The following is a 23,682-nucleotide window of genomic DNA, read 5'->3' on the forward strand; positions in this document are numbered from 1 at the left end:
AGGGGGTCCGCCGGCCAGGGTCGCCCTCCTCCGGGAGCCGTGGAGCCGTCCGGGAGGCCGGAGTTGGCCTCGAAACTCGGGGACGGGCACGGGCTCGTCACTCCGGGTCCAAACTTCCGGGCGACACCGGTTGCGCCCACTTGGGCGTATAGCTCCCGTCTTTCCACGCACGCAGGAGCATTGCCGCGCTGACGCCAATCTGGCTTGGAGGCGGCCTCGCGAGCTCGCCAAGCACTCGCGCCCCTTCCGCAGAGGCGAAACCCAGCGCAGCCGACGCGGCCCAGAACCGCGTTCCTGGCTCCGGGTCGTCCAGCAGCTTCAAGATAAAACCCTGCGCCTCCTCACCGCGCCGCTGCAGCTCCGCCTCAATCGCAGTGACCCGGTCATACTCTTTGTTCGCAGCCCGCGTCTTCAGCCCATCCAGAAGGCGTCCATGCTTCGCGGACGCCTCTCGATAGCTCTCCGCCAAAGCGTCCATGGAGAGCTTCTTCCAAAAATCTGCTTTCATGGAATGACTCCAAACTCCTTCAGCATCTGGAGACCAAACTCCCGCTGTTGCGCGCAGGACTGCCCTCGAAGCCATTCACGAACGGTCCCTGTTCCAGAAAAGCGCTGTCTGGAGGAGTAATACGCGCTGATTCGCTCGTGAATCCTCGGCTCGACAGCAATGACATTCTCCGTGTTGTGGATGGCCTCCGGACCGAAGCGCTGCACATTGCCGGGCGTCTGCTCGACGATGTGGTGCCATTGTTTCCCGCTGCCCGCCGGGCCCATCGCTTTCTTGAAACCGCTGAAGGACTTCCACGCTTTCAAGCGGGGCGTTCCAGGGCCGCCTGCCGATCCGCGCGATGACATGGCCACGGCGCCGGGCGCGAGGCCGAACGTGAAACCGTCCGCGGCGATGGCAACCGTCTCGACCTGGCCCACGGCCGCATAGGCGACGCCGGCTTCCGCCTCGGCCCGGACCGCAGCCCCGGCCGCCCCTGGTAGCCCCGGGAGCTTCGCCCCCAGGGTCGCGCCCGTGCTTCCAATGGCCGCCGTCGCCAGCATCACGAAGGCCCGCGCCGCCTGACGGCCCATCACCTTGCCGAACCGCTCCCCCTCCCCGCGCAGCTCATCGAACGTCAGCGCCGCATCCGACTCGGCCACCAGGTGCCGGAAGCCCTGGATGAGTGCCCAGAACGTATCGATGCCCACGTAGCCGATGAGTCCTGCCGAGAGCACCGCCGCCACGCCCTTCGTCGCGGGCTCAGGCACGGTCCAGAGCAGCGCATACGTGACCGCTGTCCACAGAGCGGCCTGCATCAACGACTCGGGATTCGCCATGTCCTTCACGGCGTCCCACAGCTCGTCCAGCACCGCCCCCTTCGCCAGCGCGAGCGCCAGGGCGAAGCGTGCATCCCCCGCGACGACAGGGCTCTCCTTCAAGAGCCCCAGGCAGTCTCCCGTCCGTCCGGTCCGGCCACACCAACGCAAGTACGCGCGAGTCAGCTCCACATCGGGCGGCGACAACTCAGCGGCCAGTGATTCCCCAGGCCCGAGCGGCGTGATGCGGCGGCGCTGCACGTCCACCAGGTACGAACCGCTCCGGGGCTCCACCTCGAAGAGGCGCCGTGCCGCATCCTGGGCACGCGGCGACAAACGGATGTCTCGCCCCAGCCGAACCACCGCCTCCCTCAGAGCCTCCCCACCGAGCGCGGCCGGTTGGCCCACGCCCTCCGCACGAGGCACATGGACAACCGGTGAACCGCGCCCCGTGTCGAGCCGGACGACCTTCGTCGCACCGCCGCACCCGACCAGGGCCCAGAACAGGGCCAGCAACAGCCACGGCAGCCGCATGCGAACCTCCGGAGCACGAAAACGAAAAAGGCCGGCTGCCACAGGGGCAACCGGCCTTCCTCTTCTTGGAGCCGACATCCGGATTTGAACCGGAGACCTACTGATTACGAATCAGTTGCTCTACCAACTGAGCTATGTCGGCGCACCGAAAGCGGCGCGTAAGTACCATCCGCATCCGGACCCGGCAAGGAGTTTCTCCGGGGATTTTCGAGCCTCCGCACCCACACCCGCTTCTATCCCCCAGAAGCCCTGACATTGATGACACGGCGCATCCGTTGAGGTGACACACCGCGTCGGCTAAGCCCGCGACTTCTCTCCGTAATTTGGAGAAATGGCCTGCCGCCAGACTGGTTGAATCCCCGTGGCGGCTGTGCTCATAAGGGCGCCGCTTTCCCCAGTGGCCCCCATCCGGGTGGGCCCTCAAGGAGCACGTTCCATCATGGCCAGCGAAGAGACTTTCATGCGCGCCCCGGCCCCTACGCCCAAGCGCACCATCTACACGGAGGCGATGGAGATCTTCAATTACGCGGCGGATCTCATCGGCCTGGACAAGCGGGTGCGTCTGGAGCTCGAAGAGCCCGACTACGAGCACATCTTCTACGTCACCGCGAAGCTCAAGGACCGGCTCGTGCCGCTGTCCGCGGAAGCGGCGAAGTCCTTCGCCGACCTGTCCGTCACCCAGGTGCGCAACCCCGAAGGCCTGGAGCGCCTGGCCAACGGCAACCTCATCCTGAACGGCCGCGCCCTGCTGGGCTCCGACGTCGCCATCCGCCACGGCCACCTGCGCCTGCCGGACGGTCTGGTGTACCAGCTGGTCCCCGGTGAGTCGCAGCGCTTCAAGGCCTACCGCGTCCAGCACAACCAGGCCCGTGGCCCCTACAAGGGCGGCCTGCGCTACCACCGCGAGGTGTCCCTGGATCTCTTCAAGGCGCTCGCCGCGGAGATGACCTGGAAGACGGCCATCGCGGAGGTCCCGTTCGGCGGCGGCAAGGGCGGCATCCAGCTGGATCCGCGCGAGTACGGCCGCGAGGAGATCGAGGCCATCACCCTGCGCTTCATGTACCGGCTCAAGAGCCTCATCGGGCCGAACATCGACATCCCGGCGCCGGACGTGGGCACCAACCCGGAGATCATGGCGCTCCTCTACCGCCAGTTCTCCGACGGTGAGCGCGAGCGCCACAACCTGCGCGGCATCGTCACCGGCAAGGACGTGCGCATCGGCGGTTCGGAAGGCCGCGGCAAGGCCACCGGCCAGGGCGTCGCGTTCTGCATCGAGGACTACTACGCCGACCGCGGCGAGAGCGTGAAGGGCAAGACCTTCGTCATCCAGGGCTTCGGCAACGTGGGCAGCCACGCCGCCATCATCCTGGGGAACATGGGCGCGCGCCTGCTCGCGGTGAACGACGCCGACGGCTCCGTCTTCAACGGCGACGGCATCGACGTGAACGCGCTGGCCGCCTACGTGGCGGACCCCAAGAACCTCAAGCGCTCCGTCGTGGGCTTCCCCGGCGCCCAGCGCATCGAGAAGAAGGACCTCTGGGACGTGCAGGCGGACATCCTCGTCCCCGCCGCCCTCGGTGGTGAGATCACCGCGGACGTCGCGGAGCGCCTCAAGGTCAAGCTCATCGCGGAGGGCGCCAACGGCCCCACCACCCCGGAGGCCGACCGCGTCCTGCAGAAGCGCGGCATCGAGCTCATCCCGGACATCATCGCCAACGCCGGCGGCGTGACGGTGTCCTACTACGAGTGGATCCAGAACAAGCGCATGGAGCGCTGGAGCGAGGCGGAAGTCGATCAGCGCCTCGAGCGCGCCATGAAGCGCAACTACCGCATCATCCGGGACATCTCGCGCAACCAGCCGCGCAAGACGGAGATGCACGACAGCCGCCCGTACTGCATCGGGAAGGCCGTGGACAGCCGCTGCGCCGCGATGATCCTCGCGCTCAAGCGCATCGAGGCCCACTACCTGCTGGAAGGCTTCTCGCAGTAACCGGCCTCAAGCCAGCTCCCTCAAGTCGCCCCCCCGGGGCACGGTGTCTTCCCGCTTCAGTCGGGAAGGGCCGTGCCCCGTGGTGTTTCAGTGCATCACCCGCTCGCGGTCCACCAGGAGCAGCGGCGCGTCGTCCAGGGTCTCGTAGGCCACGATGCGCAGGCCCACCCCGCGGCTGTTGCCGGGACGCCCGTCCTTGCGGCCAAAGGCCAGCGCCACCTGGTAGCGGACCTCGCACAGGCACGTCATCTCCGTGCCGTCCTCGCCCGCGAACGTCACCTTCAGCTTCTCGCCCAGCCCCAGCGAGTCACGCACCTCGATGAACATGCCCCGCGCGCTGATGTTGCGGCCGATGCCCCGCATCATCCCGTCCTGGGTGGACAGGTACACGGTGAAAATCTTGTCGAAGCGAAGATTGGAGCGGCGTTCCTGGGGCTGCGTGTTCATTCGGGGAGGGCTCCGAAACAGGTGGGGACAGGGGCAAACTACACGGTAGCCAGATGTAGGCAAATAATCACCTACATCCACCCTGGAGCACCCTGACTCACCATGACGCACCACGTCCCGTTTCACGGGAAAGCGCTGCCCCCGGCGTGGCGGGAGTGGCACCATCCCCGGGCTGTCCTTCCCCCCTTTTTCCGGAGTTTCCCGCCGTGAATCGCATCCTGGCCGCCGCCTTCGCCCTCCTTGTGCCCACGCTCGCCCTGGCCGACGTCGACTCGCGCTTCGCGAAGCTGCGTGACGAGTCCGAGCCCCTGGGCGGGCTGGGGGCCTTCCTGGAGAAGTACGTGGGCGAGTGTGACGGGGCGCTCGTGGATCCGCAGTGCAAGCAGCAGGCGGAGGCCTTCCGCAAGAAGTACACGGGCAAGCGCCTGTACATGATCGTCACCGAGGACGACGCGGGCATGCTGTCCCCCGGTGACTTCAACCCCGGCACCAACGAGTTCACCATCAACATCACGCCCTTCTTCTCGGGCGGGAAGTACGGCCTGTGCCACGGCGCTCCGAAGAAGACGGACGCGCAGGGCAACCCGGTGATGAACTACCTCACCGTGAGCGGCACGGCGCCGGACATGTGGAACGGCGGCACCTTCAACCGCATGTTCACGGCGCGGGGCGTGCGCGCGCAGGTCGTCTTCACCCCGCAGTCGGTGTGGACGCTGCCCAAGAAGGGCGGCGGGAAGAACCAAGGCGTCAACGCCCGCATCGAGGCCGTCCTCGTCACCGAGGGCCGCACCGGCAACCAGCTGGGGCTGTGGCTCAACGGCAAGGACGCGGGCGGGAAGTAGCGCGGCCGCCGAGGCGTCTTGTCAGCGGGCGATGGCGATGTACTGGAGCGCGTCGCCCCGCTGGACGCGCAGGAGGATGCTGGCCCCGGCGCTGCCCCGCTCCAGGGCGGCCTTCACCGCGGCGGCATCCTTCACGCGGCGGCGGTTCACCTCCATGACGACGTCGCCAGCGCGCAGTCCGGCCTGCTCCGCCGGGCTGCGCGGCACCACGCCGGACACGAGCGCGCCCAGGAAGGCCTCGTAGCCCAGGGGCGCGGCCACCTCCGGCGTCAAATCCCGCAGCACCAGCCCCAGGTCGTTCGCGCTGCTGCCGCCCCGGTTGGAGAGCCCTTCCGTGGCCTCCTGCGCGGGCCGGGCGACGAGCCGCACCGCCACCTCCTGGGTGCCGCCGTCGCGAAGCAGCGTCAGCTTCGCCTCCGTGCCCGGGGCCAGCAGCGCCACCTTGCGCAGGAGCTGGAGGTAGCTGCCAATGGGCCGGCCGTTCACCGCCACCAGCCGGTCCCCCGGGCGGATGTGCGCCTGGGCGGCGGGGCTGCCTCGGTAGACGTCCTTCACCACCGGCGCCGTGGCGGTGGGGTCCGCGCCGTCCTCGTTGATGACGACGCCCAGCCAGCCGCGCTCCAGCTTCCCGTTCTCCCGCAGGTTGGGCAGCAGGTCCTTCACCAGGTTGATGGGCACCGCGAAGCCAATGCCCTGCCCTTCGCTGATGATGGCGGTGTTCACGCCAATCACCTCGCCCTTCATGTTGAAGAGCGGGCCGCCGGAGTTGCCGGGATTGATCAGCGCGTCCGTCTGGATGAAGTCGTCGAACTGGCCCACGCCCAGCACGCGCTCCTTCGCCGAAATCATGCCGTGCGCCACCGAGTGGTCCAGGCCGAACGGGTTGCCAATGGCCACCACCCAGTCCCCCACCTCCAGCGCGTCGGAGTCGCCCAGGAACACGGCGGGCAGCGTGCCCAGCCCGGCGCCGTTGAGCCTCAGGAGCGCAACATCCGTGGACGCGTCTCGTCCCACCACGTCCGCGGGGAACTCGCGGCCGTCCGCCAGCCGCACGGACACCTGCTGCACCGGCACCTCGCGGGGGCCGTCCTTGCCCGGCGTGACACCGGAGCCGGTGGGGTTCAACGCCGGGCCCTGCGCGTTGGCCACCACGTGGTTGTTGGTGACGACGAGCCCGTCGCGCGTCAGCACGAAGCCAGAGCCGGTGGAGCGCTTCACCGCGCCCACCACCGCGCCGGGCCCCACCGTGGTGATGTTCACCACGCCCGCCTCCACCGCGCGGATCAGCGGCGCCAGCGACGTGGGGGGCGTGAAGTGGGGCAGGCCCGCGTAGCCCGCGGGGCGCTCGCGCCACAGCGAGGACACGCCCGCGGTGGCCGGGGTGTCCACCGTCGCGGGCGGAGGGGAAGAGAAGTAGGCCAGATGCTCGCGCACCCGGGCCTGGAGCCAGGGCTTGAGCGGATCCTCGGCGGCGCCAGCCACCGGGGCGAGCGCCACCGCGCAAAGGACGCTGAACAGTCGGACGGACACGGGGTGGCAGCTTACACGGCGGGCCATGGCGTCAGGGCCCAACAGACCGGTGGCCTCCACCCTTCCCGGCCCGCGACGCCCGTGGGGTCGCGGGCCCGAGGGGCGTCAGGCCTGGGCGGGGGCCACGTACCGGGCCACCTTCACCCGGGCGGGGCGGATGATGCGGTCCTTCAGGCGGTAGCCCGCGCGGAACTCGGCGACCACCTTCTGGTCGTCCGCCGGGACGGGCGTCACTTCCATGTCCGCCGCCTCGGCGACGTTCGGATCATAGGGGCGCCCCACCACCTGGATGCGCTCGATGCCGGTGGCCTGGGCCTTGGACAGCAGGCTGTCTCGAATCATGCGCACGCCCTGCACCACGGGGGACGTGTCCTGCTGGCTGGAGCTCAGCACCAGGTCCAGCTCGTCGATGGCCTCCAGGAGCGTGCGAGCCACGTTGCCGCGCTCCACGTCCAGCATGCGCTCGCGCTCGCGGGTGATGCGCTGCTTGAACTCCTCGCGGTCCTTGGTGAGGTCCTGGAGCCCCCGGGCCAGCTCGTTCACCCGGCGGCGCGCCGCCTCCAGCTCCGCCTGGAGCCGCGCCACCTCGCCATCCTGGGCGGCCTCGGCCTGCGTGTCGGAGTCAGCCGCCTCCACCTGGGTGTCGGAGGGGGCCTGCGTCTCCGGGGTCTCGTCGCTGCGGGGATTGCCGTCCATTGTCGAACCTGCGCCAGGGGTTGGAAGAAACGAACCTCGATGAGCGGCGCGAACCTAACCGCGAGGACGGTCCTGTCAACGCGCCTAGTGGTTGGACGGGGCCGCTGGCGGTGCTTCCGCCATGAAGCCGTGATCCACCTGCCCGGTCACCTCGTCGACGATCTCCACCTGCGCGGCGCGAAGGGAGTAGTAGAGGAGCCACCGCTCGGCGGCCGTCAGAGTCCCCGCGGGCAGCGCCTCCTCGATCTCCTGCACCGTGAGCCGGCCGTCCTTCAGGCCCTTGGCGAACAACGCTTTCCGCGCGACGTAGCTCTTTCCAATCCGGTTCTCCACGGCGACGCCTCCTTGTCGTTGGAAAGTAATTTCGCCCACCGGTCACCGCAGGCTGGCGGTGGATCCGGTGGGCGAAGGGCTGCCCGGAGGGCAGGCAGGCACACGCTACGAGTCGAGCTTGCCCTCGGCGTGCTGCGTGGGCGGCACCGGCGGCTCGGACTCCGTGCCCCCCACGGGGTGCGCGGAGATGACCGAGCGCGCTTCCGGGTGGAGCAGGCCGCGCTGCGCCTGCACCTTGGGCCCCAGGATGAGGATCATCGCCTCCTCCTCGATGACCTCCGTCGCCAGGAGCCTCGCCGCCAGCGCCTCCACCTTCTCGCGGTTCGTGTTGAGCACGTCCCGGGCGCGGTCGAGCGCTTCGGAGACCATCTTGCGGACCTCCTCGTCGATCATCCGCGCCGTCTGCTCGGAGTAGCTGCGCGACTCCGGCAGGCCCGCGGACCGAAGGAAGCCCGGCCCCTGCTCACCGCTCAGCGCCACCGGCCCCAGCGTGCTCATGCCGTAGTCGCGGACCATCAACTTGGCGATCTCCGTCGCCTGCTTGATGTCGTTGGACGCGCCGGTGGACACCTCGCCGATGAAGATCTCCTCCGCCGCGCGGCCGCCCATCATTCCCGCCATCTTGTCGCGCAGTTCGTCCAGCGACATGAGGTAGCGGTCCTCCAGCGGCAGCGACATGGTGTAGCCCAGCGCCGCCAGGCCGCGCGGGATGATGGACACCTTCGTCACCCGCTCCGCGTAGGGCAGCATCCAGCCCACCACCGCGTGGCCCGCCTCGTGGTGCGCGACGATCTCCTTCTCGCGCTCGTTCATGCGGCGGTTCTTCTTCTCCAGACCCGCCACCACGCGCTCGATGGCCTCCTCGAAGTCCGCCCGCATCACCGCGTCGCGGTTCTTGCGCGCGGCGAGCAGCGCCGCCTCGTTCACCACGTTGGCCAGGTCCGCGCCGGCGAAGCCCGGCGTGCGCGAGGCAATCACCTTGAGGTCCACGTCCGTGGCCAGCTTCACGCCCTTGGCGTGGATCTCCAGCACCCGCTCGCGGCCGCGCTTGTCCGGGCGGTCCACCAGCACCTGCCGGTCGAAGCGGCCCGGGCGCATCAGCGCGCTGTCCAAGATCTCCGGACGGTTCGTCGCCGCCAGGATGATGAGGCCCGCGCGGCTGTCGAAGCCGTCCATCTCCGCGAGCAGCTGGTTGAGCGTCTGCTCGCGCTCGTCATGGCCGCCGGCCACGCCCGAGTTGCGGCTCTTGCCGATGGCGTCTAGCTCGTCGATGAAGATGATGCACGGCGCCTTCGCCGTCGCCTGGGCGAAGAGGTCTCGGACGCGGGCCGCGCCCACGCCGACGAACATCTCCACGAACTCCGAACCGGAGAGGTTGAAGAAGGGCACGCCCGCTTCACCGGCCACGGCCCGCGCGAGCAGCGTCTTGCCCGTGCCCGGAGGGCCCACGAGCAGCACGCCCTTGGGGATGCGGCCACCCAGGCGGCGGAACTTCTCCGGCGTCTTGAGGAACTCGACGATTTCGCTGAGCTCCTCCACGGCCTCGTCCACGCCGGCCACGTCCTTGAAGCCCACGCCGGTGTCGTTTTCCGCCTGCACCTTCGCGCGCGTCTTGCCAAAGGACATGACGCTCTGCGGGCCCTGGCCCATGCCGCCGGACATCCGGCGCATCATGAAGCTCCAGAAGAGGATGAGCAGGCCCATCGGGATGAGCCAGATCCACAGCACCTCGCTGAAGCTGGACTGCGGCACGGCCTCGAACTGGATGCCCTTCTGCTCCAGCAGGGGCACCAGGCCCTCGTCACCGGGGACGCGGTAGGCCATCCACGGCAGGGCGCTGGGCTCGCTGCGCAACGTGCCGCGCTCACCCGGAGGAGGCTGGGCGTTGTCCTTGAGGAAGCCCTTCACCCACTCGTTTGAAATCTGCACGCGGCTGAACTGATTGTTCTCCACCGCGTCGCGCAGTTGGCTGTACGACACCCGGCGCACGCCCGCGTCCTGAAACACGTTCCGGAACAGCAGGAACCCCAGCACGAGCAGGAGGATGTAGCCCAGTGGTGAGCCGAACTTGAACCCACCTTTCGTGGGTGTTGGCTTGTCGCTCTTCTTTCCGCGCGGGCCCATCCCCGGCGGCAGGTCCTGTGGCTTCATCGTCGGCACGCTCGCCCTCCCCCTCCCCCGTACACACAGACACCATGTCGTGTGACGGTTCCCTTAGCCGGCCAAAGATGGTCACCCCCGCCAAGCCGTCAACCGCAGGGCGTGACAGGACGATGACGAACGCGGGCCCGACTGTCCGATCAGCGGCAGTCGACGCGGACCAGGGGCTCGCCCGCGAACTCACTGCCCAACAGGTAGCCGCGGCCGTCCTGGAGGAACGTCACGGCCTCCGACTGGGCCTGGCTGGCGCCGGGCACTTCCACCACCTGCGCCTGGACGAAGTCCTCCAGCCGCTTCGCGTCCGGGCGGCGCAGCTCCCACACGCGGGTGTACGTGCGCACCAGCAGGCGCTCGCCGGAGGGGTGCAGGGCGGCGGCGGTGGACAGGCGGTCCACGTCATCTGGAACGCGCAGGGTGCCCAGCTTGCGCGCCTTGCCGGTGGCGCCGGGCTTCAATCCCTCCACCGCGTACAGGTCGCCCAGGGACGCGCGCGTCTTGGTGAGTATCCCCACCTGCCCGGAGCGGCTGTCGACAATCAGGGACTCGGCGTCATGGGCGCCGTCCTCGTAGGTGAAGGGCAGCGCCTCCACCGGGAGCGTGGCGTTGGTGACGGACGTGGGCTCGGGCAACCGGAACAGGCGCACCTCCTTGCGCCGCTCGAAGTTGTCTCCGGTGTCCGCCAGGAAGATGCAGGAGTCGTTGCCCCCGGGCGCGCACGGGCCCACGGCGATGTCCTCGATGTCGCGCGGGTCCGCGCCGGTGAGGCTCAGCGTGGCCTTCACCGCGCCCGTCTCGTCCAGGGCGAACAGCTCGAAGGCGTTGTTGGAGTCGTTGTGCCCCCAGAAGATGCCCGGGTGGCGCTGGCTGGCGGCCAGGCCGGACAGCTCCGGGACCTGGCGGGGCACGGCGCCCGTCTGGCGGCCATCCGTGTAGAGCAGACAGCCCTCGAGCCCCGTGGCGGGCACCTGCGGCATGCCGGCGTCCGGAGCGTTGGAGGCCGTGGGGGCGGGACGGGAGCTGGAACAGGCCGCGGACAGCAGGAGGCCCGCGGCGGCGACCAGACGCGTGGTGGCGCGCACGGTCAGTGGTCCAGGTCCAGCAGCCGGGCCAGGGTCTTCGCGTCCGCGTCGGGGAAGCGGTACTGGCCCATCTCCTCCAGCGCCACCCAGCGGTGGTCATGCACGCGCAGGTGGTGGATCTCCGCGTCCGGGTGGCTCAGGCGGCAACGGAACACGCGGAAGTCGATGTCGTAGGTCGGGTACTCGTGGCGGGTGTGCATGACCTGCTCGAGCACCTGGATCTGGACCCCCATCTCCTCGAGCAGCTCGCGGGCGAGCGCCACCGTGTCCTGCTCCCCCTCCTCCACCCGGCCGCCCGGGAACTCCCACAGCAGGGGCAGCGACGCGGTGGGAGGACGCTGGGTGATGAGGTAGCGACCCATCTCGTTCTGGAGCATCGCGCCGACGACTCGCACGTGACGACGGGTCATTCACTTCTCCTCGATTGGGGTCCCAAAGATGGGGAAGACAGGGTGCGGCGGCGTAACACAGCCCCTGTCCGGCGCCAATGCGCAAGGCCCCTCCTGGGCAGCAGCGTGCGCACGGCCGGGACGCGCGGCCACCCCACCCGGCCCCGTCCTCCGGGGCGAGCCAGGGTCGCGGAGACAGGGCTCCGGAAGGCCAGGCGAGAGGCAAGGCGCCGCCTGGAGCCTGGGGGAAACGGGCTGTTGGGGACTTCACGTCCCGGGGAGGCGCCCCCTGGCCGGGCCACCGTCCACGAGGGGTGCGTGTGGGATTCAAGTGACGTGCGGGCCAGATGGCGCCATGCTCGGGGGATGACACAGAGTCGGAGAGAGCGGGCCGAAGCGCTTGGCGCCGCGCTGAAGGCAGCGCGGCAGCAGGCGGGGCTCTCCATGGAGGAAGTCGCGGAGCATCTGGAACTGGGCGTGGAAGTGCTGGCCCGCGTCGAGCGAGGGGTGATGGTCCCCACCATCCCCACGCTGAGCCGGCTGTGCGCCCTGATGAAGCTGGACCCGGACAGTCTGCCGGACCTCCCGGAGCTGAGTGATTGACGCGTCTGGCGGGCCCCTCTCCGGCCCGCCGGCGCGTCGCCCGTCCCGTCAGCCCAGCCGCCCCACGAGGTGCGGCTTCCCCTCCTCCGACAGCACCCGGAACGCCACGCCCGCGGACTCGCGAGCCGTCTGGAACGTCACCCGGGATGGCAGGAAGAGGGGCTTCTTGAAGTCGCAATCCAACTGGAGCGCGTCCGCGTGGGCCGCTTCGCCCAGCTCCGCCACGCAGCGCGCGAGCGTCCACATGCCGTGCGCGATGGCGCGAGAGAAGCCGAAGGGCTTCGCGGTGACGGCGGTGAGGTGGATGGGATTGAAGTCGCCGGAGGCCCGCGCGTAGCGGCGTCCGGTGTCCGCGGGGATGCTCCAGGACGCGGGGCGGCTGGACGCGAAGCGCGTGTCTTCCGGCGGCGGGGCCTTGCGCGCGCTGTCCTTGTCTTTCCGGTCGGCGTGGCGGCGCAGCATGGTGCTGACGGCCTGCCAGAGCAGCTCGCCGCTCTCCTGCGCTTCGACGCGCGTCTCGATGTCGAACTCCTGGCCCGCGGGTACCTCACGCTGACCGTCGAAGCGGCAGGCCACGGTGAGCGCGGCGGTGTCCGGCAGGCGGCGGTGCTGCTGGATGCGGTTGCGCACGTGCACGATGCCCATCGCGGAGTACGGGAAGTCGGGCAGGCTCAGCAGCTGGAGGTGCAGCGGCGTGGCCATGACCTGCGGATACGTGAGCGGCAGGAAGCCGTCGGCGTCGAAGCCGCACGCGGTCCGGTAGCGCTCCAGCAGCACGGGCGATGCTCGGCAGCCATGCGCCCGCAGCGTCAGGGCCGGCAGCGTGGTGCTGCCCCGGGACTTCCCGAAGGGATTGGCCGCGCGCAGGAGCGTGGCGGGCATCGCCGGGAGCGAGTGCAGGTCGAGGATGGGAGCGGACATGCGGAGGATTCTCCGACACCCGCTCCCGCCGCGCGCGGGATTTGTGAGCCCGGCTGGCGTCAGCCCTTGAGCCCGTGCCGGCGCAGGAGCCGGTACAGGTAGACGCGGTCCATGTCCGCGGCGGCGGCGGCCTGGGACACCTTGCCTCCATGCAGCTTGAGGAGCGCTTCGACGTAGTCGTGCTCGAAGGTCTCCAGCGCCCGGCGCCGGGACTCCGCGTACGTCACCGAGGCGTCCACCGCGCGAGGCACGGCGGGGGCCATGGGATTCGCGGCATCCGGCGCGGAGGGCGACAGCGCGCTCTGGAAGACGAGGCAGCGCTCCAGGTGGTTGCGCAGCTCGCGCACGTTTCCCGGCCAGGCGGCGCGCTGGAGCCGCGTGAGGAAGTCCGGCGTGGTGAGCTGCGCGAGCTGCTCGGGCGTGGCGCCCAGCCCCGCGAGGATGCGCTCGACGATGAGCGGGATGTCCTCCGTGCGCTCGCGCAGCGACGGGAGCGGGATGCCCACCACCGCGAGGCGGAAGAACAGGTCCGCGCGGAAGCGGCCCGCCTGGACCTCCGCGCGCAGGTCGCGGTGCGTGGCCGCGATGACCCGCACGTTGACCGCCTGGTACGTGTTGGAGCCCAGGCGGCGGATCTCCCGGTTCTCCAGCACGCGCAGCAGCTTGGGCTGGAGCTCGGCGGGAAGCTCGCCAATCTCGTCCAGGAAGATGGTGCCTCCGTCGGCCTCCTCGAAGGCGCCCACGCGGCGGTGGATGGCACCGGTGAAGGCCCCCTTCTCGTGGCCGAACAGCTCGCTCTCCAGGAGGTTGGCCGGGAGCGCACCGCAGTCCACGACGAGGAACGGCGCGTTCGCGCGAGCCCCGGCGCGGTGGATGGCGAGCGCCGCGCGGCTCTTGCCCGTGCCCGTCTCCCCTTCCAGCAACACCGTGGCGTTGCACGCCGCCGCGCACGCCATGCGCTCGAAGCTGGCCCTCGCCGCGGCGGACGTGGCCACCAGCTCTCCGAAGGTCGCCTGCTCCAGAGGGGGCATGGGAAGGGTCTCCTGCGCCGGTGCCGGGAGCGCCTCCGAGGGCATGGGAGCCACCTGCATCCGGAGCGCCCGCTGGGCCTCGTCGCGGTTCAACGGCTCGGGCGCCACCGTCTCGTCCCGCGCTTCGTGACGCGCGGGCAGGTAGCCTCCCGAGGATCCGCTCCGCACCCGGGCTCGGGACTGGCGCCACCGGACCCCGTCCACATAGGTCCCTGGACGTTCATCCGGGGCCCGCGCGCGCGCCCCCTTCTGCTCCGACTTCATCTCGCAGCGGAAACGCGGCACGGCGGACTCCTCGCTCGACAGGTTCATTGAGGAAACGGTCCCCCCGGACCGGTGACGGATGGTGGACCGCGCTCAGTAGGCGCGGAGGATCTTCAGGCGCCAGCCCTGCGGCCACAGCTCGTCGTAGGAGCCGCGGTAGCCGCTGTAGTCGGAGGCATACAACTGGAGCTCGCCCGCGGTGCCAGGCCGCCACACCGCCGTGTAGAGCGTCTGCCCGTTCACCACGTGCGGCTCCAGCAGCTTCAGTCGCCAGCCTTGCGGCCACAGCGAGTCATACGTCGCGCGGTAGGACGCGTACGTGACGCCGTACACCTGCACCTCGCCCTCGGTGCTGGGGCGCCACACGGCCGTGTAGTACGTCTGGCCGTTCACCACGTACGGCTGCAACAGCTTCAGACGCCAGCCCTGCGGCCACAGCGAGTCGTACGTCGAGCGGTACGACGCGTACGTGGCGCCGTAGACCTGGATCTCCCCTTCCGTGCTCGGGCGCCAGACGGCCGTGTAATACGTCTGCCCGCTCACGACGTACGGCTGGAGGATCTTCAGGCGCCAGCCCTGCGGCCACAGCTCGTCGTACTTCGCCCGGAAGGCGGTGTACGTGGCGCCGTAGAGCTGGAATTCCCCTTCCGTGCTCGGGCGCCAGACGGCGTTGTAGAGCACCTGCGTCCCCACCACGTACGGCTGCAGCGTGTGCAGGCGCCAGCCCTGCGACCAGAGCTGATCATACTTCTCGCGGTAGTCCGCGTAGGTGCGGGCGTAGGCCTGGATCTCCGACTGCGTGCTCGGCTCCCACACCGCAGTGAAGGTGCCCGGGAGGTTGGGCACGCCCACGTCCGTGTACTGGGTGATGCGGCACGCGGCGGTGTTGGGCAGCGGCACCTCGTTGCGGCGCAGCGCGCAGGCGCGGATGGCTGCGGCTGCGGCGGCGTTGTCCGCGCTGTAGTAGGTGGATCCCGGCGTCATCCAGATGGGCGACGAGGGCGAGTGCGGGTTCTTCGCCACCTCCGACGTCGCGGTGGCGCGGATGCCCAGGTCCAGCGCCACGCCGTCGTCGTAGCCCAGCTGGTTGTTCGTGCCCATGCGGTGGCAGCCCAGGCACACGTTGCCGGCGACCTCCACCTTGTAGGCCTTCCACGTCGCGAAGTCGGCGCCGATGAAGCGGTAGGGCTGGTCGCGGTTGAAGCCGTAGTCGCCCGCGCCCGGCAGCTTGTTCACGCCCGTCACCTGCGTGAGGTACGGCGAGCGGACCAGCGCCCCGTTGTCATGGCAGCGCACGCAGCGGATGGACGCCGTGTCCGCGGGCGTCTTCCAGCTCCACGCGCCGGTGCCCTTGGAGGGCGCCTTCACGTCCGCGCCGTAGAGCGTGCCCAGCGCCTGGTAGAAGCAGGTGGCGCCGTTCTTCTTGTTCGTCTGGATGACGGCGATGTCGCCGTAGTAGTTCGCCGCGTTCCCCTGCTTGCGGCAGTGCGCGACGATGGACACGTCCGCCGTGTCCTTCAGCACCTGGAAGCGGCTGCCGGGATCGCACTGCTGGTTGAGCCGGTTGGGCCGGTCACACTTGCCGTTGACGTGGTTCGTCGTGGGCACGATCGTGCCCAGCTCGCAGTTGAAGTCCGGCACCGTGGCGCCGATGGCCGCGTCGCACCTGGCCGCGTACTGCTCCAGCGTGTCCGACAGCGCCGACGCCTGCTGCGCGAGGACGGGCTCGTCGGAGGACGACACGAGCCGGTGCTCGGCGTTCACTCCAGTGCCTTCACCACACGCACCCAGTCCGGCCATTGCGGCCATGCCCAGCAGTGCCCACGCCGCACGCAACGAAGTCTTCATGACGAATGCCTCTCGTTCCCCTGGAGACACGGCGACGACGCGCGCGTGGAGGCATGCCATCCCGTCAGCCGACGGACGGACTTGTTTGCCCGGGACCCCTCCCAGGCATGTTCCAGCACCCCTCATGGGCCATTACGCCGGGGCTTCTGGATATTCCCGGACAATTCCCCGGGGCATTTCCGGCGCGGTCAGCGCACGGTGAGGTCGACCACGAAGCCAGCGGCGGCGTCTCCCTCGCGGGAGGCGTCGATGACGTCGGGGCGCTCGTCGCCCACCCACAAGCCCAGCACGTCGTACACCAGCCACTGCGCCAGGGACCGGGAGGCCCCCTGCGCGGCCTCGCGCGGCACGCCGGACAAGGCGCCCTGCGCTTCCATCGAGGCCCGGGCCAGCCGGGCCGGCATCACCCACAGCTCCGGGCGCACGAAGGCGGGCACCAGGAAGAGGCAGAACGCGGCCTCCGTGCGCGTGAGCAGCGCGTCCAGACGCTCCCGGCCCAGGCGGAACGTGGGCAGCCACTGCCCCTCTCCACGCTGCTCCAGCTTCGCCACCGGCACGCGGACGACCCGGCGCGTGCGCACGAAGCCCTCGCGCTCCACGGACACAATGAAGGCAATTTCGGACGCGGCTTCCGGCGGCGGCTCGGGGTGGAGGTGCACCGTCATGGACAGCGACAACGGCGACGCCACCAGCGAACCCAGCGCCGCTTGCACATGCGCCAGCTCCGAGCGCAGCCCTTCGAGCAGGCCCGCGATCAGCTCCGGCGTCTCCTCGCGGAAGCGCTGGAGATGGCACTGGGCGGCTTCGGACTCCACGCGTCCCACCGCGCCCACGAGCAGGTCCTCCAGGTCGCGGTCGCGCAGCCAGGTGCGTCCGCCCACGGGCACCGCGCGCGTCACGTGCAGGTGGCGCAGGGAAGCCGTCAGCGTCGCAGGCTCGGAGGGAGGTGCGTGCTTGTCCTGCCCTGCTCCGGCCTGGAGGTAGGACTGGAGCGAGCGGGCGCGGAAGCGGGCCCGGGGAGACGGATGCTCCAACATCTTGCGCACCAGCCTCCGATCCGTGGCGTTGCGGACGAGCGACAGCGTGGCCAGCTCCGCCTCCGACGAGGCTTCATCGGGTGCGCACCACAGGAGGAACTCGATGGCCGCCTTGCGCAGCACGGGCTTCCTGCCCATGCGCCAGGTCACCTCCTTGCGCCAGGCGACCAGCCCATCCAGACCGGGCCGCGCGGGCGTGCGGAAGCGCGGCCACATCTCCGCGCACTCCTCCGCCAGCCACACCAGGTGCGTGAAGCCAGGCAGCAACTCCAGCTTGGCGCGAGCGCGGGTGCGCCGCTCGAACGCCTCCGGCACGCCGCGCCGCACGGAGGCGCGGAACAAACGCTCCTCCAGCCACAGGAGCGTGAGCGCCAGCGCGGGCTCGGCCTTGCGCATCGTGCCCTGACAGTGGTCGAGCACGAAGCGAGCGTGGCCCAGGTCGGCGGCGGTCTCGAAGTCGCTCTGCACGAGCGCGCCCAATGCGCCGCGCAGGCCGTCCACCGGAGGCGCGTCGAAGAGCGTGAGCAGGTCGCAGAGGTTCTCCACCACCGCGGGCGGCCCGCCCACCTCCACGGTGCGCGCCAGCAGGAGCCCCGCGCGCGAGCACCAGTCCGGCTCCTTGCGCCCGTTGGGGTAGCACGCGAGGAAGCCGCGCATGCCGCTGCGGCCGTCCTGGGACGTGGCCAGCGCGAAGAGGCGCTCACCCAGCACTTCCCTCGCCTCACGCCAGGGAATGCGCGCGGCGCGCGTGCGGATGAAGTCGGTGAGCTTGTCGCGGCCACCGTCGCGGGTGTCGGGGAGCAGGGAGCGCAGCTGCTCCAGCAGGTCCACGGACTTCGCGCCCGTGCCCATGACGTACTTGAGGTCCACCTCCACCGAGTCCTGGAAGCGCAGCGCGCGGCCGTCGTAGGTGCAGGACACGTCGCGCACCAGCTTCGACAGCGCTTCCGGGTGGCGCTTGAGGTAGCGCGTGAGCACCGTGGAGACCGTGACGGTGCTCTCCTTCTGGATGCGCTCGGCGCTCTCCGTGTCGCCCGCCTCGCGAAGCGCCGTCACCGCGGCGTCCCGCCTCGCGAGCACCTGCTTCAACAGCCCCAGGCGCGGCTCTTCGTAGGGCCAGAGCAGCTCACTGAGGGTGGACAGGAGGAAGAGGAGCTCGGCCGGGGTGCGCTCACCCGGGGACAGCCGCTCCCATGCGGCGGCCTGGGCGCGCGTGCGCTCCTCCAGTGAAGCACCGCGCACCCAGCGGGCGAAGTCCTCGCGCCACTCCGCGCTCGACGCCACGGCCTCTTGCGGCGCCGTCGCGGCGACTCGCGCATGGAGGGCCTGGAGCGGCTCCGGCCAGAGGGAGGCTTCCACCAACGGCATGAGGCTCACCCGGACCTCTGGGTGCTGAGGGCCGAGGGCTCGGGACTGGGGGCCACGGTGATGATCACGGACTTCGACGTGGGCGTGCGGCTCTTGTCCGCGAAGCTGGCCACCGGCACCAGCACGTTCGCTTCCGGGAAGTAGGTGGCCGCGCACTGGCGCGGGATGTTGTACGGCACCACCAGGAACTCGCGCGCCACCCGTGTCTCGCCCTGGAAGTGGCTCGTGAGGTCCACCTTCTGCCCCGCCGTCAGCCCGCGCGCCTTCACGTCCTCCGGGTGCAGGAACACCACGCGCCGCCCCTGGTGGATGCCCCGGTAGCGGTCATCCAATCCGTACACGGTGGTGTTGTACTGATCATGCGAGCGCAGCGTCATCATCATGAGCTGCCCGGGCTCCAGCCGGTGGCGCGGCATCGGATGCACCGTGAAGTGCGCCTTGCCGTCCTTCGTCGTGAAGCGTCCCTCGCGAGGCCCGTTGGGAAGGGCGAACCCGCCGGGCTGGTGCACGCGGCGGTTGAAGTCGTCGAACCCCGGGATGCAGCGCTGGATCAGCTCGCGCACCCGGTCGTAGTCCTCCACCAGGGACGTCCACGACACCTTCGAGCGCGTCCCCAGCACTGCTTGCGCCAGCCGGGCCACGATGACGGGCTCGCTGAGCAGGTGCTCGGACGCGGGGGCCACGGCGCCGCGTGACGCGTGCACCATGCCCATCGAGTCCTCCACCGTCACGAACTGCCGCCCCGAGGCCTGCACGTCGTGCTCGGTCCGCCCCAGGCACGGGAGGATGAGCGCGCGCTGACCGTGCACCAGGTGCGCGCGGTTGAGCTTCGTGGACACGTGCACCGTGAGCCGCGCACGCCGGAGCGCCCGCGCGGTGAACTCCGTGTCCGGAGTCGCGGACAGGAAGTTGCCGCCCATGGCGAAGAACACCTTCACGCGCCCGTCGTGCAGCGCCTGGATCGTCCCCACCGTGTCCAGGCCGGTGTGGCGCGGCGGCGCGAAGCCGAACTCCTTCGACAGCGCGTCCATGAACTCCGGCCTGGCGTGCTCCCAGATGCCCATGGTGCGGTCGCCCTGCACGTTGCTGTGACCGCGCACCGGGCACACGCCCGCGCCCTGCTTGCCGATGCTGCCGCGAAGGAGCGTGAGGTTCACGATCTCCTGGACGTTGCCCACCGCGTTCTTGTGCTGCGTGAGCCCCATGGCCCAGCAGAAGATGGTGCGCTCCGAGCGCGCCAGGATGTCCGCCGCCTCTTCAATCTGCTCGCGCGGCACCCCGCTCTGCTCCACCACGTCGTCCCAGGACACCGTGGACAGGTGCGCCACGTACGCGTCGAAGCCCGTCGTCTTGCCCTCGACGAAGGCCCGGTCCACGACCGTGCCCGGCGCCCTCGCCTCCCGGTCCAGCAGCGCCTTGCCCAGCCCCTGCAAGAGCGCCACGTCGCCGTTGATGCGCACCTGGAGGAACAGCTTGTTCAGCGCCGTGCCCGGGCCGAACAGGTGCAGCACCTCCTGCGGGTGCTTGAAGCGGTTGAGCCCCGTCTCCGGCAGAGGGTTGACGCTGACGATTTCACAACCCCGGCGCGCCGCGGCCTGCAACGCCGTCAGCATGCGCGGGTGGTTGGTGCCCGGGTTCTGCCCGATGACGAAGATGGCCTGCGCGTGGTCGAAGTCCTCCAGCGTCACCGACCCCTTGCCAATGCCAATCGTCTCCGACAGGCCCGTGCCACTGGACTCGTGGCACATGTTCGAGCAGTCCGGCAGGTTGTTGGTGCCGAACTGCCGCACGAACAACTGGTACAGGAACGCGGCCTCGTTGCTCGTGCGACCGGACGTGTAGAAGGCCGCCTCGTCCGGCGAGCCCAGCGCGTTCAGTTCCTCCGCCACCAGCGCGAAGGCTTCATTCCAGGAGAGGGGCTCGTAGTGCGCCGCGCCCTCGCGCAACACCATGGGGTGCGTGAGCCGGCCCGCCTTGCCCAGCCACAGGTCGGACTGCTCCGCGAGCCGCGCCACGCTCCACTCGCGGAAGAACTCCGGCGTCACGCGCTCCTGCGTGCCCTCTTCCGCCAGCGCCTTCGCGCCGTTCTCGCAGTACTCCTGCACGGACCGATGGGAGGGATCCGGCCACGCGCACCCCGGACAGTCGAAGCCGTCCTTCTGGTTCACCTTCCAGATGAGCTTGCCGCCGCGCCACGGACCCGCCTCGCCCAGCACGTGCTTGAACGCGCTCAGCACCGCCGTCACCCCGCCCGCCACCGTCTTCACCGGCCCCACGTCCGGAGCCCGGTTCTCCAACGGAGGCTGGGCCGACGGCACCGCCAACGCGTTCCCCTTCCCGTCCTGTCCCTGATCCATGTCCCACCTCTGCGCGGCGCGACTCTACCGCGCCCGCGCCTTCCCGGCAGGCCCGGGGTCTGACACACCTCTCCCGGTATCAGTCACAAACTTGTTTTCCAAGCTTCACGGGGCTCATGCAGGATGGAGCGCACGCGGAGTGCCCCTTCAGGAGCACCCGCGTCCCCCCGCAGTCCTGGAGTGCCTTCACATGAACGCCATCCGTCCCTTCGCCGCCGCCGCGCTGCTCCTGTCCGCTCCTACCCTGGCCGGGCACAGCATCTGGTCCACCCACGGCCTGTACATCGGCGACAACGGGGCCACCTACCCGGCCACGAGCACCAACCTGACCATCAGCTGGAACGAGAGCACGTTCGCCGCCTATGCGAGCTTCCACGGCACGGCCAACGGCAACACCTACGACTTCGACCTGGTGGGCTCGTCCGTCACGTCCGTGACCGCGTCCAACATCACCGGCCTGTGGAACATCCAGCGCAACGGCGTGCTCATCTGCACCGGTTGCACTGGCAGCGCCTACGGCCTGAACGCGGCGGTGGGCACGGGCATCAAGTTCTACGACAGCACCTACCGGTACCACTTCAGCGCCACCGTCGACGCGCGCCAGGACTACTGAGCCCCAGCGGAACCAGGGAAAGCCACGATTACAAGGCTCACGGGTAGCATGCAGGATGGTTCACGCGGAGTGCCCCCCGGCGCTCCGCGTCAACCCCCGCAGCAGGAGGCATCCCCCATGAAGGCCTTTCGTTCCGCCGTCATTGCCGCGCTGTTCCTGTCCCTCCCCGCCCTGGCCGCGCCGACGGTCCACAGCATCTGGTCCAGCCGCGGCTTCTTCGTTGTCGACAACACCGGCAGCTACCCGGTGACGAGTGGCAACGCCGTCGTCGCCTGGGACCAGTCCACCAACACCGCGTTCGTGAACTTCCACGGGATCGCGGGCGGCAACACGTACGACTTCGAGCTGGTGGGCTCGCCGGCCATCGCGACCAGCGTGGACGACATCAGCGGCATCTGGAACATCCGCCGCAACGGCGCGTTCATCTGCACCGGCTGCTCGGGCACCGCCTACTGGCTGAGCCAGCCCGTGGGCAACTACTTCAAGTTCTGGGACTCCACCAACGTGTTCCACTTCAGCGCCTACATCGACTCGCGCAAGGACTACTGACGCACGGCGTCCAGCGTGTCCGGGAGCAACGCTGGCCCTGCACGCAAGCCCCCCGCGGCCCCGGGGGTTCGGTTAGGGTGCCCGCCCTGAGCGCCCCTTCCTGGCGCCCCCTTTCCAGGAGTCTTCCGCATGTCCCGCATCATCCGCGCCTCTCGCGGCACCACCCTCTCCTGCAAGGGCTGGGTGCAGGAGGCCGCGCTCCGGATGCTGATGAACAACCTTGACCCGGACGTGGCCGAGCAGCCCGGGGACCTGGTCGTCTACGGCGGCACCGGCAAGGCCGCGCGGGACTGGCCCTCCTTCGACCGCATCGTCGCGAGCCTCCAGAGCCTCACCGACGACGAGACGCTGCTCGTGCAGTCCGGCAAGCCCGTGGGCATCCTGCGCACGCACCCGGACGCGCCGCGCGTGCTCATCGCCAACTCCAACCTCGTGGGCCACTGGGCCAACTGGGAGCACTTCCACGAACTGGAGAAGAAGGGCCTGATGATGTACGGCCAGATGACGGCCGGCTCGTGGATCTACATCGGCACGCAGGGCATCCTGCAGGGCACCTACGAGACCTTCGCCGCCGCGGGCCGCTTCCACTTCGGCAGCGAGGACCTGGCCGGCCGCCTCATCCTCTCCGGCGGCCTGGGCGGCATGGGTGGCGCGCAGCCCCTGGCCGCGACCATGAACAACGCCGTGTTCCTGGGCGTCGAAATCGATCCGCACCGCGCCCAGCGCCGCGTGGAGACGCGCTACCTGGACGTCGTGGCCAAGGACCTGGATGAGGCGCTGGCCCTGGCGAAGGACGCGCAACAGAAGCGCGTGGGCCGCTCCATCGGCATCATCGGCAACGCGGCGTCGGTGTTCCGGGAGCTGTACAAGCGCGGCATCAAGCCGGACCTCGTCACGGACCAGACGAGCGCGCATGATCCGCTCAACGGCTACATCCCCACGGACCTGTCGCTGGAGGCCGCCGCGGAGCTGCGCAAGCGCGACCCGGAGGGCTACGTGAAGCGCGCCCGCGAGTCGATGATCATGCACGTGCAGGCCATGAACGACTTCCAGGCCGCCGGCAGCCACGTCTTCGACTACGGCAACAACCTGCGCGGCCAGGCGAAGGTGGGCGGCATGCAGAACGCCTTCGAGTTCCCCGGCTTCGTGCCCGCGTACATCCGCCCGCTGTTCTGCGAGGGCCTGGGGCCCTTCCGCTGGGTGGCGCTGTCCGGAGACCCGGAGGACATCCGCCGCACGGACCGCGCGGTGCGCGAGCTCTTCCCCCAGAAGGCGTCGCTCAACCGGTGGCTGGACATGGCCCAGGAGCGCGTGGCGTTCCAGGGTCTGCCCGCGCGCATCTGCTGGCTGGGCTACGGCGAGCGCGCCAAGGCGGGCCTCGCCTTCAACGAGCTGGTCCGCAAGGGCGAGGTGAAGGCGCCCATCGTGATTGGCCGCGACCATCTGGACTGCGGCAGCGTCGCGTCCCCCAACCGCGAGACGGAGGCCATGAAGGACGGCTCGGACGCGGTGGCGGACTGGCCCATCCTCAACGCGCTGGTGAACGCGGTGAACGGCGCTTCGTGGGTGTCGTTCCACCACGGCGGTGGCGTGGGCATGGGCTACTCGCTGCACGCGGGCCAGGTCATCGTCGCGGACGGAACGCCGGAGGCCGCGCGCCGCATCGAGCGCGTCCTCACGTCCGACCCCGGCATGGGCGTGCTGCGCCACGCGGACGCGGGCTACCCGGAGGCCATCGACGTGGCGAAGGAGCGGGGCGTGCGCATTCCCGGCCTCACCGCCTAGA

Annotated in this window: 20 protein-coding genes and 1 tRNA gene; 6 read left to right on the forward strand and 15 right to left on the reverse strand. The window is 69.8% G+C overall.

The features are described 5' to 3' along the window. Nucleotides 1-97: 97 nt before the first annotated feature. From D7X99_RS05040 to D7X99_RS05050, 3 genes are all read right to left on the reverse strand, one after another. Nucleotides 98-508: a DUF2019 domain-containing protein gene (locus tag D7X99_RS05040; protein WP_158626928.1), complete on the reverse strand. Its 411-nt coding sequence runs from the start codon at nucleotides 506-508 to the stop codon at nucleotides 98-100. Further along, a complete protein-coding gene (locus D7X99_RS05045) occupies nucleotides 505-1,839 on the reverse strand; it encodes a hypothetical protein (protein WP_121776728.1) in 1,335 nt (444 codons plus the stop codon). Before D7X99_RS05045 ends, D7X99_RS05040 begins: the two co-directional genes overlap by 4 nt. 66 nt (nucleotides 1,840-1,905) lie before the next feature. Beyond that, a tRNA-Thr gene (locus D7X99_RS05050) sits at nucleotides 1,906-1,981 on the reverse strand. A 297-nt stretch (nucleotides 1,982-2,278) separates the two neighbouring features. Here D7X99_RS05050 and D7X99_RS05055 point away from each other — a divergent pair. After that, nucleotides 2,279-3,829: a Glu/Leu/Phe/Val dehydrogenase gene (locus D7X99_RS05055; protein WP_121776729.1), complete on the forward strand. Its 1,551-nt coding sequence runs from the start codon at nucleotides 2,279-2,281 to the stop codon at nucleotides 3,827-3,829. An 87-nt stretch (nucleotides 3,830-3,916) separates the two neighbouring features. Here the strand turns inward: D7X99_RS05055 and D7X99_RS05060 are convergent, their stop codons facing one another. Beyond that, the gene (locus D7X99_RS05060; protein WP_120555309.1) at nucleotides 3,917-4,276 is read right to left on the reverse strand and encodes a PilZ domain-containing protein; all 360 of its coding nucleotides are present in this window, start codon (nucleotides 4,274-4,276) and stop codon (nucleotides 3,917-3,919) included. Between the two features lie 206 nt (nucleotides 4,277-4,482). Between D7X99_RS05060 and D7X99_RS05065 the strand changes: the two genes are divergently transcribed. After that, complete coding sequence (locus D7X99_RS05065) at nucleotides 4,483-5,118, forward strand: DUF6066 family protein (RefSeq protein WP_121776730.1); 636 nt, start codon at nucleotides 4,483-4,485, stop codon at nucleotides 5,116-5,118. A gap of 21 nt (nucleotides 5,119-5,139) precedes the next feature. Here D7X99_RS05065 and D7X99_RS05070 read toward each other — a convergent pair whose 3' ends face one another. The 6 genes from D7X99_RS05070 to D7X99_RS05095 form a co-directional block, all read right to left on the reverse strand. Continuing rightward, on the reverse strand, nucleotides 5,140-6,675 hold the full coding sequence (locus tag D7X99_RS05070) for a trypsin-like peptidase domain-containing protein (protein ID WP_169824577.1): 1,536 nt from the start codon (nucleotides 6,673-6,675) through the stop codon (nucleotides 5,140-5,142). Nucleotides 6,676-6,753: 78 nt separating this feature from the next. Further along, nucleotides 6,754-7,344 (reverse strand): nucleotide exchange factor GrpE, encoded by a 591-nt coding sequence (locus D7X99_RS05075; RefSeq protein WP_121776732.1) that lies wholly within the window; start codon nucleotides 7,342-7,344, stop codon nucleotides 6,754-6,756. An 84-nt stretch (nucleotides 7,345-7,428) separates the two neighbouring features. After that, nucleotides 7,429-7,677 carry an RNA polymerase sigma factor region1.1 domain-containing protein gene (locus D7X99_RS05080; protein WP_121776733.1) on the reverse strand — a complete coding sequence of 83 codons (249 nt, stop codon included), beginning with the start codon at nucleotides 7,675-7,677 and terminating at the stop codon, nucleotides 7,429-7,431. A 105-nt stretch (nucleotides 7,678-7,782) separates the two neighbouring features. Continuing rightward, a complete protein-coding gene (ftsH, locus tag D7X99_RS05085) occupies nucleotides 7,783-9,801 on the reverse strand; it encodes an ATP-dependent zinc metalloprotease FtsH (RefSeq protein WP_121776734.1) in 2,019 nt (672 codons plus the stop codon). Nucleotides 9,802-9,977: 176 nt separating this feature from the next. Then, complete coding sequence (locus D7X99_RS05090) at nucleotides 9,978-10,811, reverse strand: hypothetical protein (protein WP_233613099.1); 834 nt, start codon at nucleotides 10,809-10,811, stop codon at nucleotides 9,978-9,980. Between the two features lie 107 nt (nucleotides 10,812-10,918). Beyond that, a complete protein-coding gene (locus D7X99_RS05095; RefSeq protein WP_120562711.1) occupies nucleotides 10,919-11,326 on the reverse strand; it encodes a (deoxy)nucleoside triphosphate pyrophosphohydrolase in 408 nt (135 codons plus the stop codon). A 345-nt stretch (nucleotides 11,327-11,671) separates the two neighbouring features. Here D7X99_RS05095 and D7X99_RS05100 point away from each other — a divergent pair, with 345 nt between their 5' ends. Then, on the forward strand, nucleotides 11,672-11,908 hold the full coding sequence (locus D7X99_RS05100; protein ID WP_043321491.1) for a helix-turn-helix domain-containing protein: 237 nt from the start codon (nucleotides 11,672-11,674) through the stop codon (nucleotides 11,906-11,908). Nucleotides 11,909-11,956: 48 nt separating this feature from the next. Here D7X99_RS05100 and D7X99_RS05105 read toward each other — a convergent pair whose 3' ends face one another. The 5 genes from D7X99_RS05105 to D7X99_RS05125 all read right to left on the reverse strand — a co-directional run bounded on the left by D7X99_RS05105 (nucleotide 11,957) and on the right by D7X99_RS05125 (nucleotide 20,734). Further along, nucleotides 11,957-12,829: a MaoC family dehydratase gene (locus D7X99_RS05105; protein ID WP_121776736.1), complete on the reverse strand. Its 873-nt coding sequence runs from the start codon at nucleotides 12,827-12,829 to the stop codon at nucleotides 11,957-11,959. 59 nt (nucleotides 12,830-12,888) lie between these two features. After that, nucleotides 12,889-14,172, reverse strand: a complete 1,284-nt coding sequence (locus D7X99_RS05110) for a sigma-54-dependent Fis family transcriptional regulator (RefSeq protein WP_121776737.1) — start codon at nucleotides 14,170-14,172, stop codon at nucleotides 12,889-12,891. A gap of 45 nt (nucleotides 14,173-14,217) precedes the next feature. Next, the gene (locus D7X99_RS05115; RefSeq protein ID WP_147476029.1) at nucleotides 14,218-15,972 is read right to left on the reverse strand and encodes a hypothetical protein; all 1,755 of its coding nucleotides are present in this window, start codon (nucleotides 15,970-15,972) and stop codon (nucleotides 14,218-14,220) included. A 188-nt stretch (nucleotides 15,973-16,160) separates the two neighbouring features. Beyond that, nucleotides 16,161-18,377 (reverse strand): hypothetical protein, encoded by a 2,217-nt coding sequence (locus tag D7X99_RS05120; RefSeq protein ID WP_121776739.1) that lies wholly within the window; start codon nucleotides 18,375-18,377, stop codon nucleotides 16,161-16,163. 5 nt (nucleotides 18,378-18,382) lie between these two features. Continuing rightward, a complete protein-coding gene (locus tag D7X99_RS05125; RefSeq protein WP_121776740.1) occupies nucleotides 18,383-20,734 on the reverse strand; it encodes an FdhF/YdeP family oxidoreductase in 2,352 nt (783 codons plus the stop codon). Between the two features lie 190 nt (nucleotides 20,735-20,924). Between D7X99_RS05125 and D7X99_RS05130 the strand changes: the two genes are divergently transcribed. From D7X99_RS05130 to hutU, 3 genes are all read left to right on the forward strand, one after another. Then, a complete protein-coding gene (locus tag D7X99_RS05130; protein ID WP_121776741.1) occupies nucleotides 20,925-21,347 on the forward strand; it encodes a hypothetical protein in 423 nt (140 codons plus the stop codon). 117 nt (nucleotides 21,348-21,464) lie between these two features. Further along, nucleotides 21,465-21,896: a hypothetical protein gene (locus D7X99_RS05135; protein WP_121776742.1), complete on the forward strand. Its 432-nt coding sequence runs from the start codon at nucleotides 21,465-21,467 to the stop codon at nucleotides 21,894-21,896. Between the two features lie 129 nt (nucleotides 21,897-22,025). Then, complete coding sequence (gene hutU, locus D7X99_RS05140) at nucleotides 22,026-23,681, forward strand: urocanate hydratase (protein WP_120595766.1); 1,656 nt, start codon at nucleotides 22,026-22,028, stop codon at nucleotides 23,679-23,681. Nucleotide 23,682: the final 1 nt, after the last annotated feature.

The sequence above is a fragment of the Corallococcus sp. AB032C genome (genome assembly GCF_003668935.1).
In the GTDB taxonomy this organism is placed as follows: domain Bacteria; phylum Myxococcota; class Myxococcia; order Myxococcales; family Myxococcaceae; genus Corallococcus; species Corallococcus exiguus.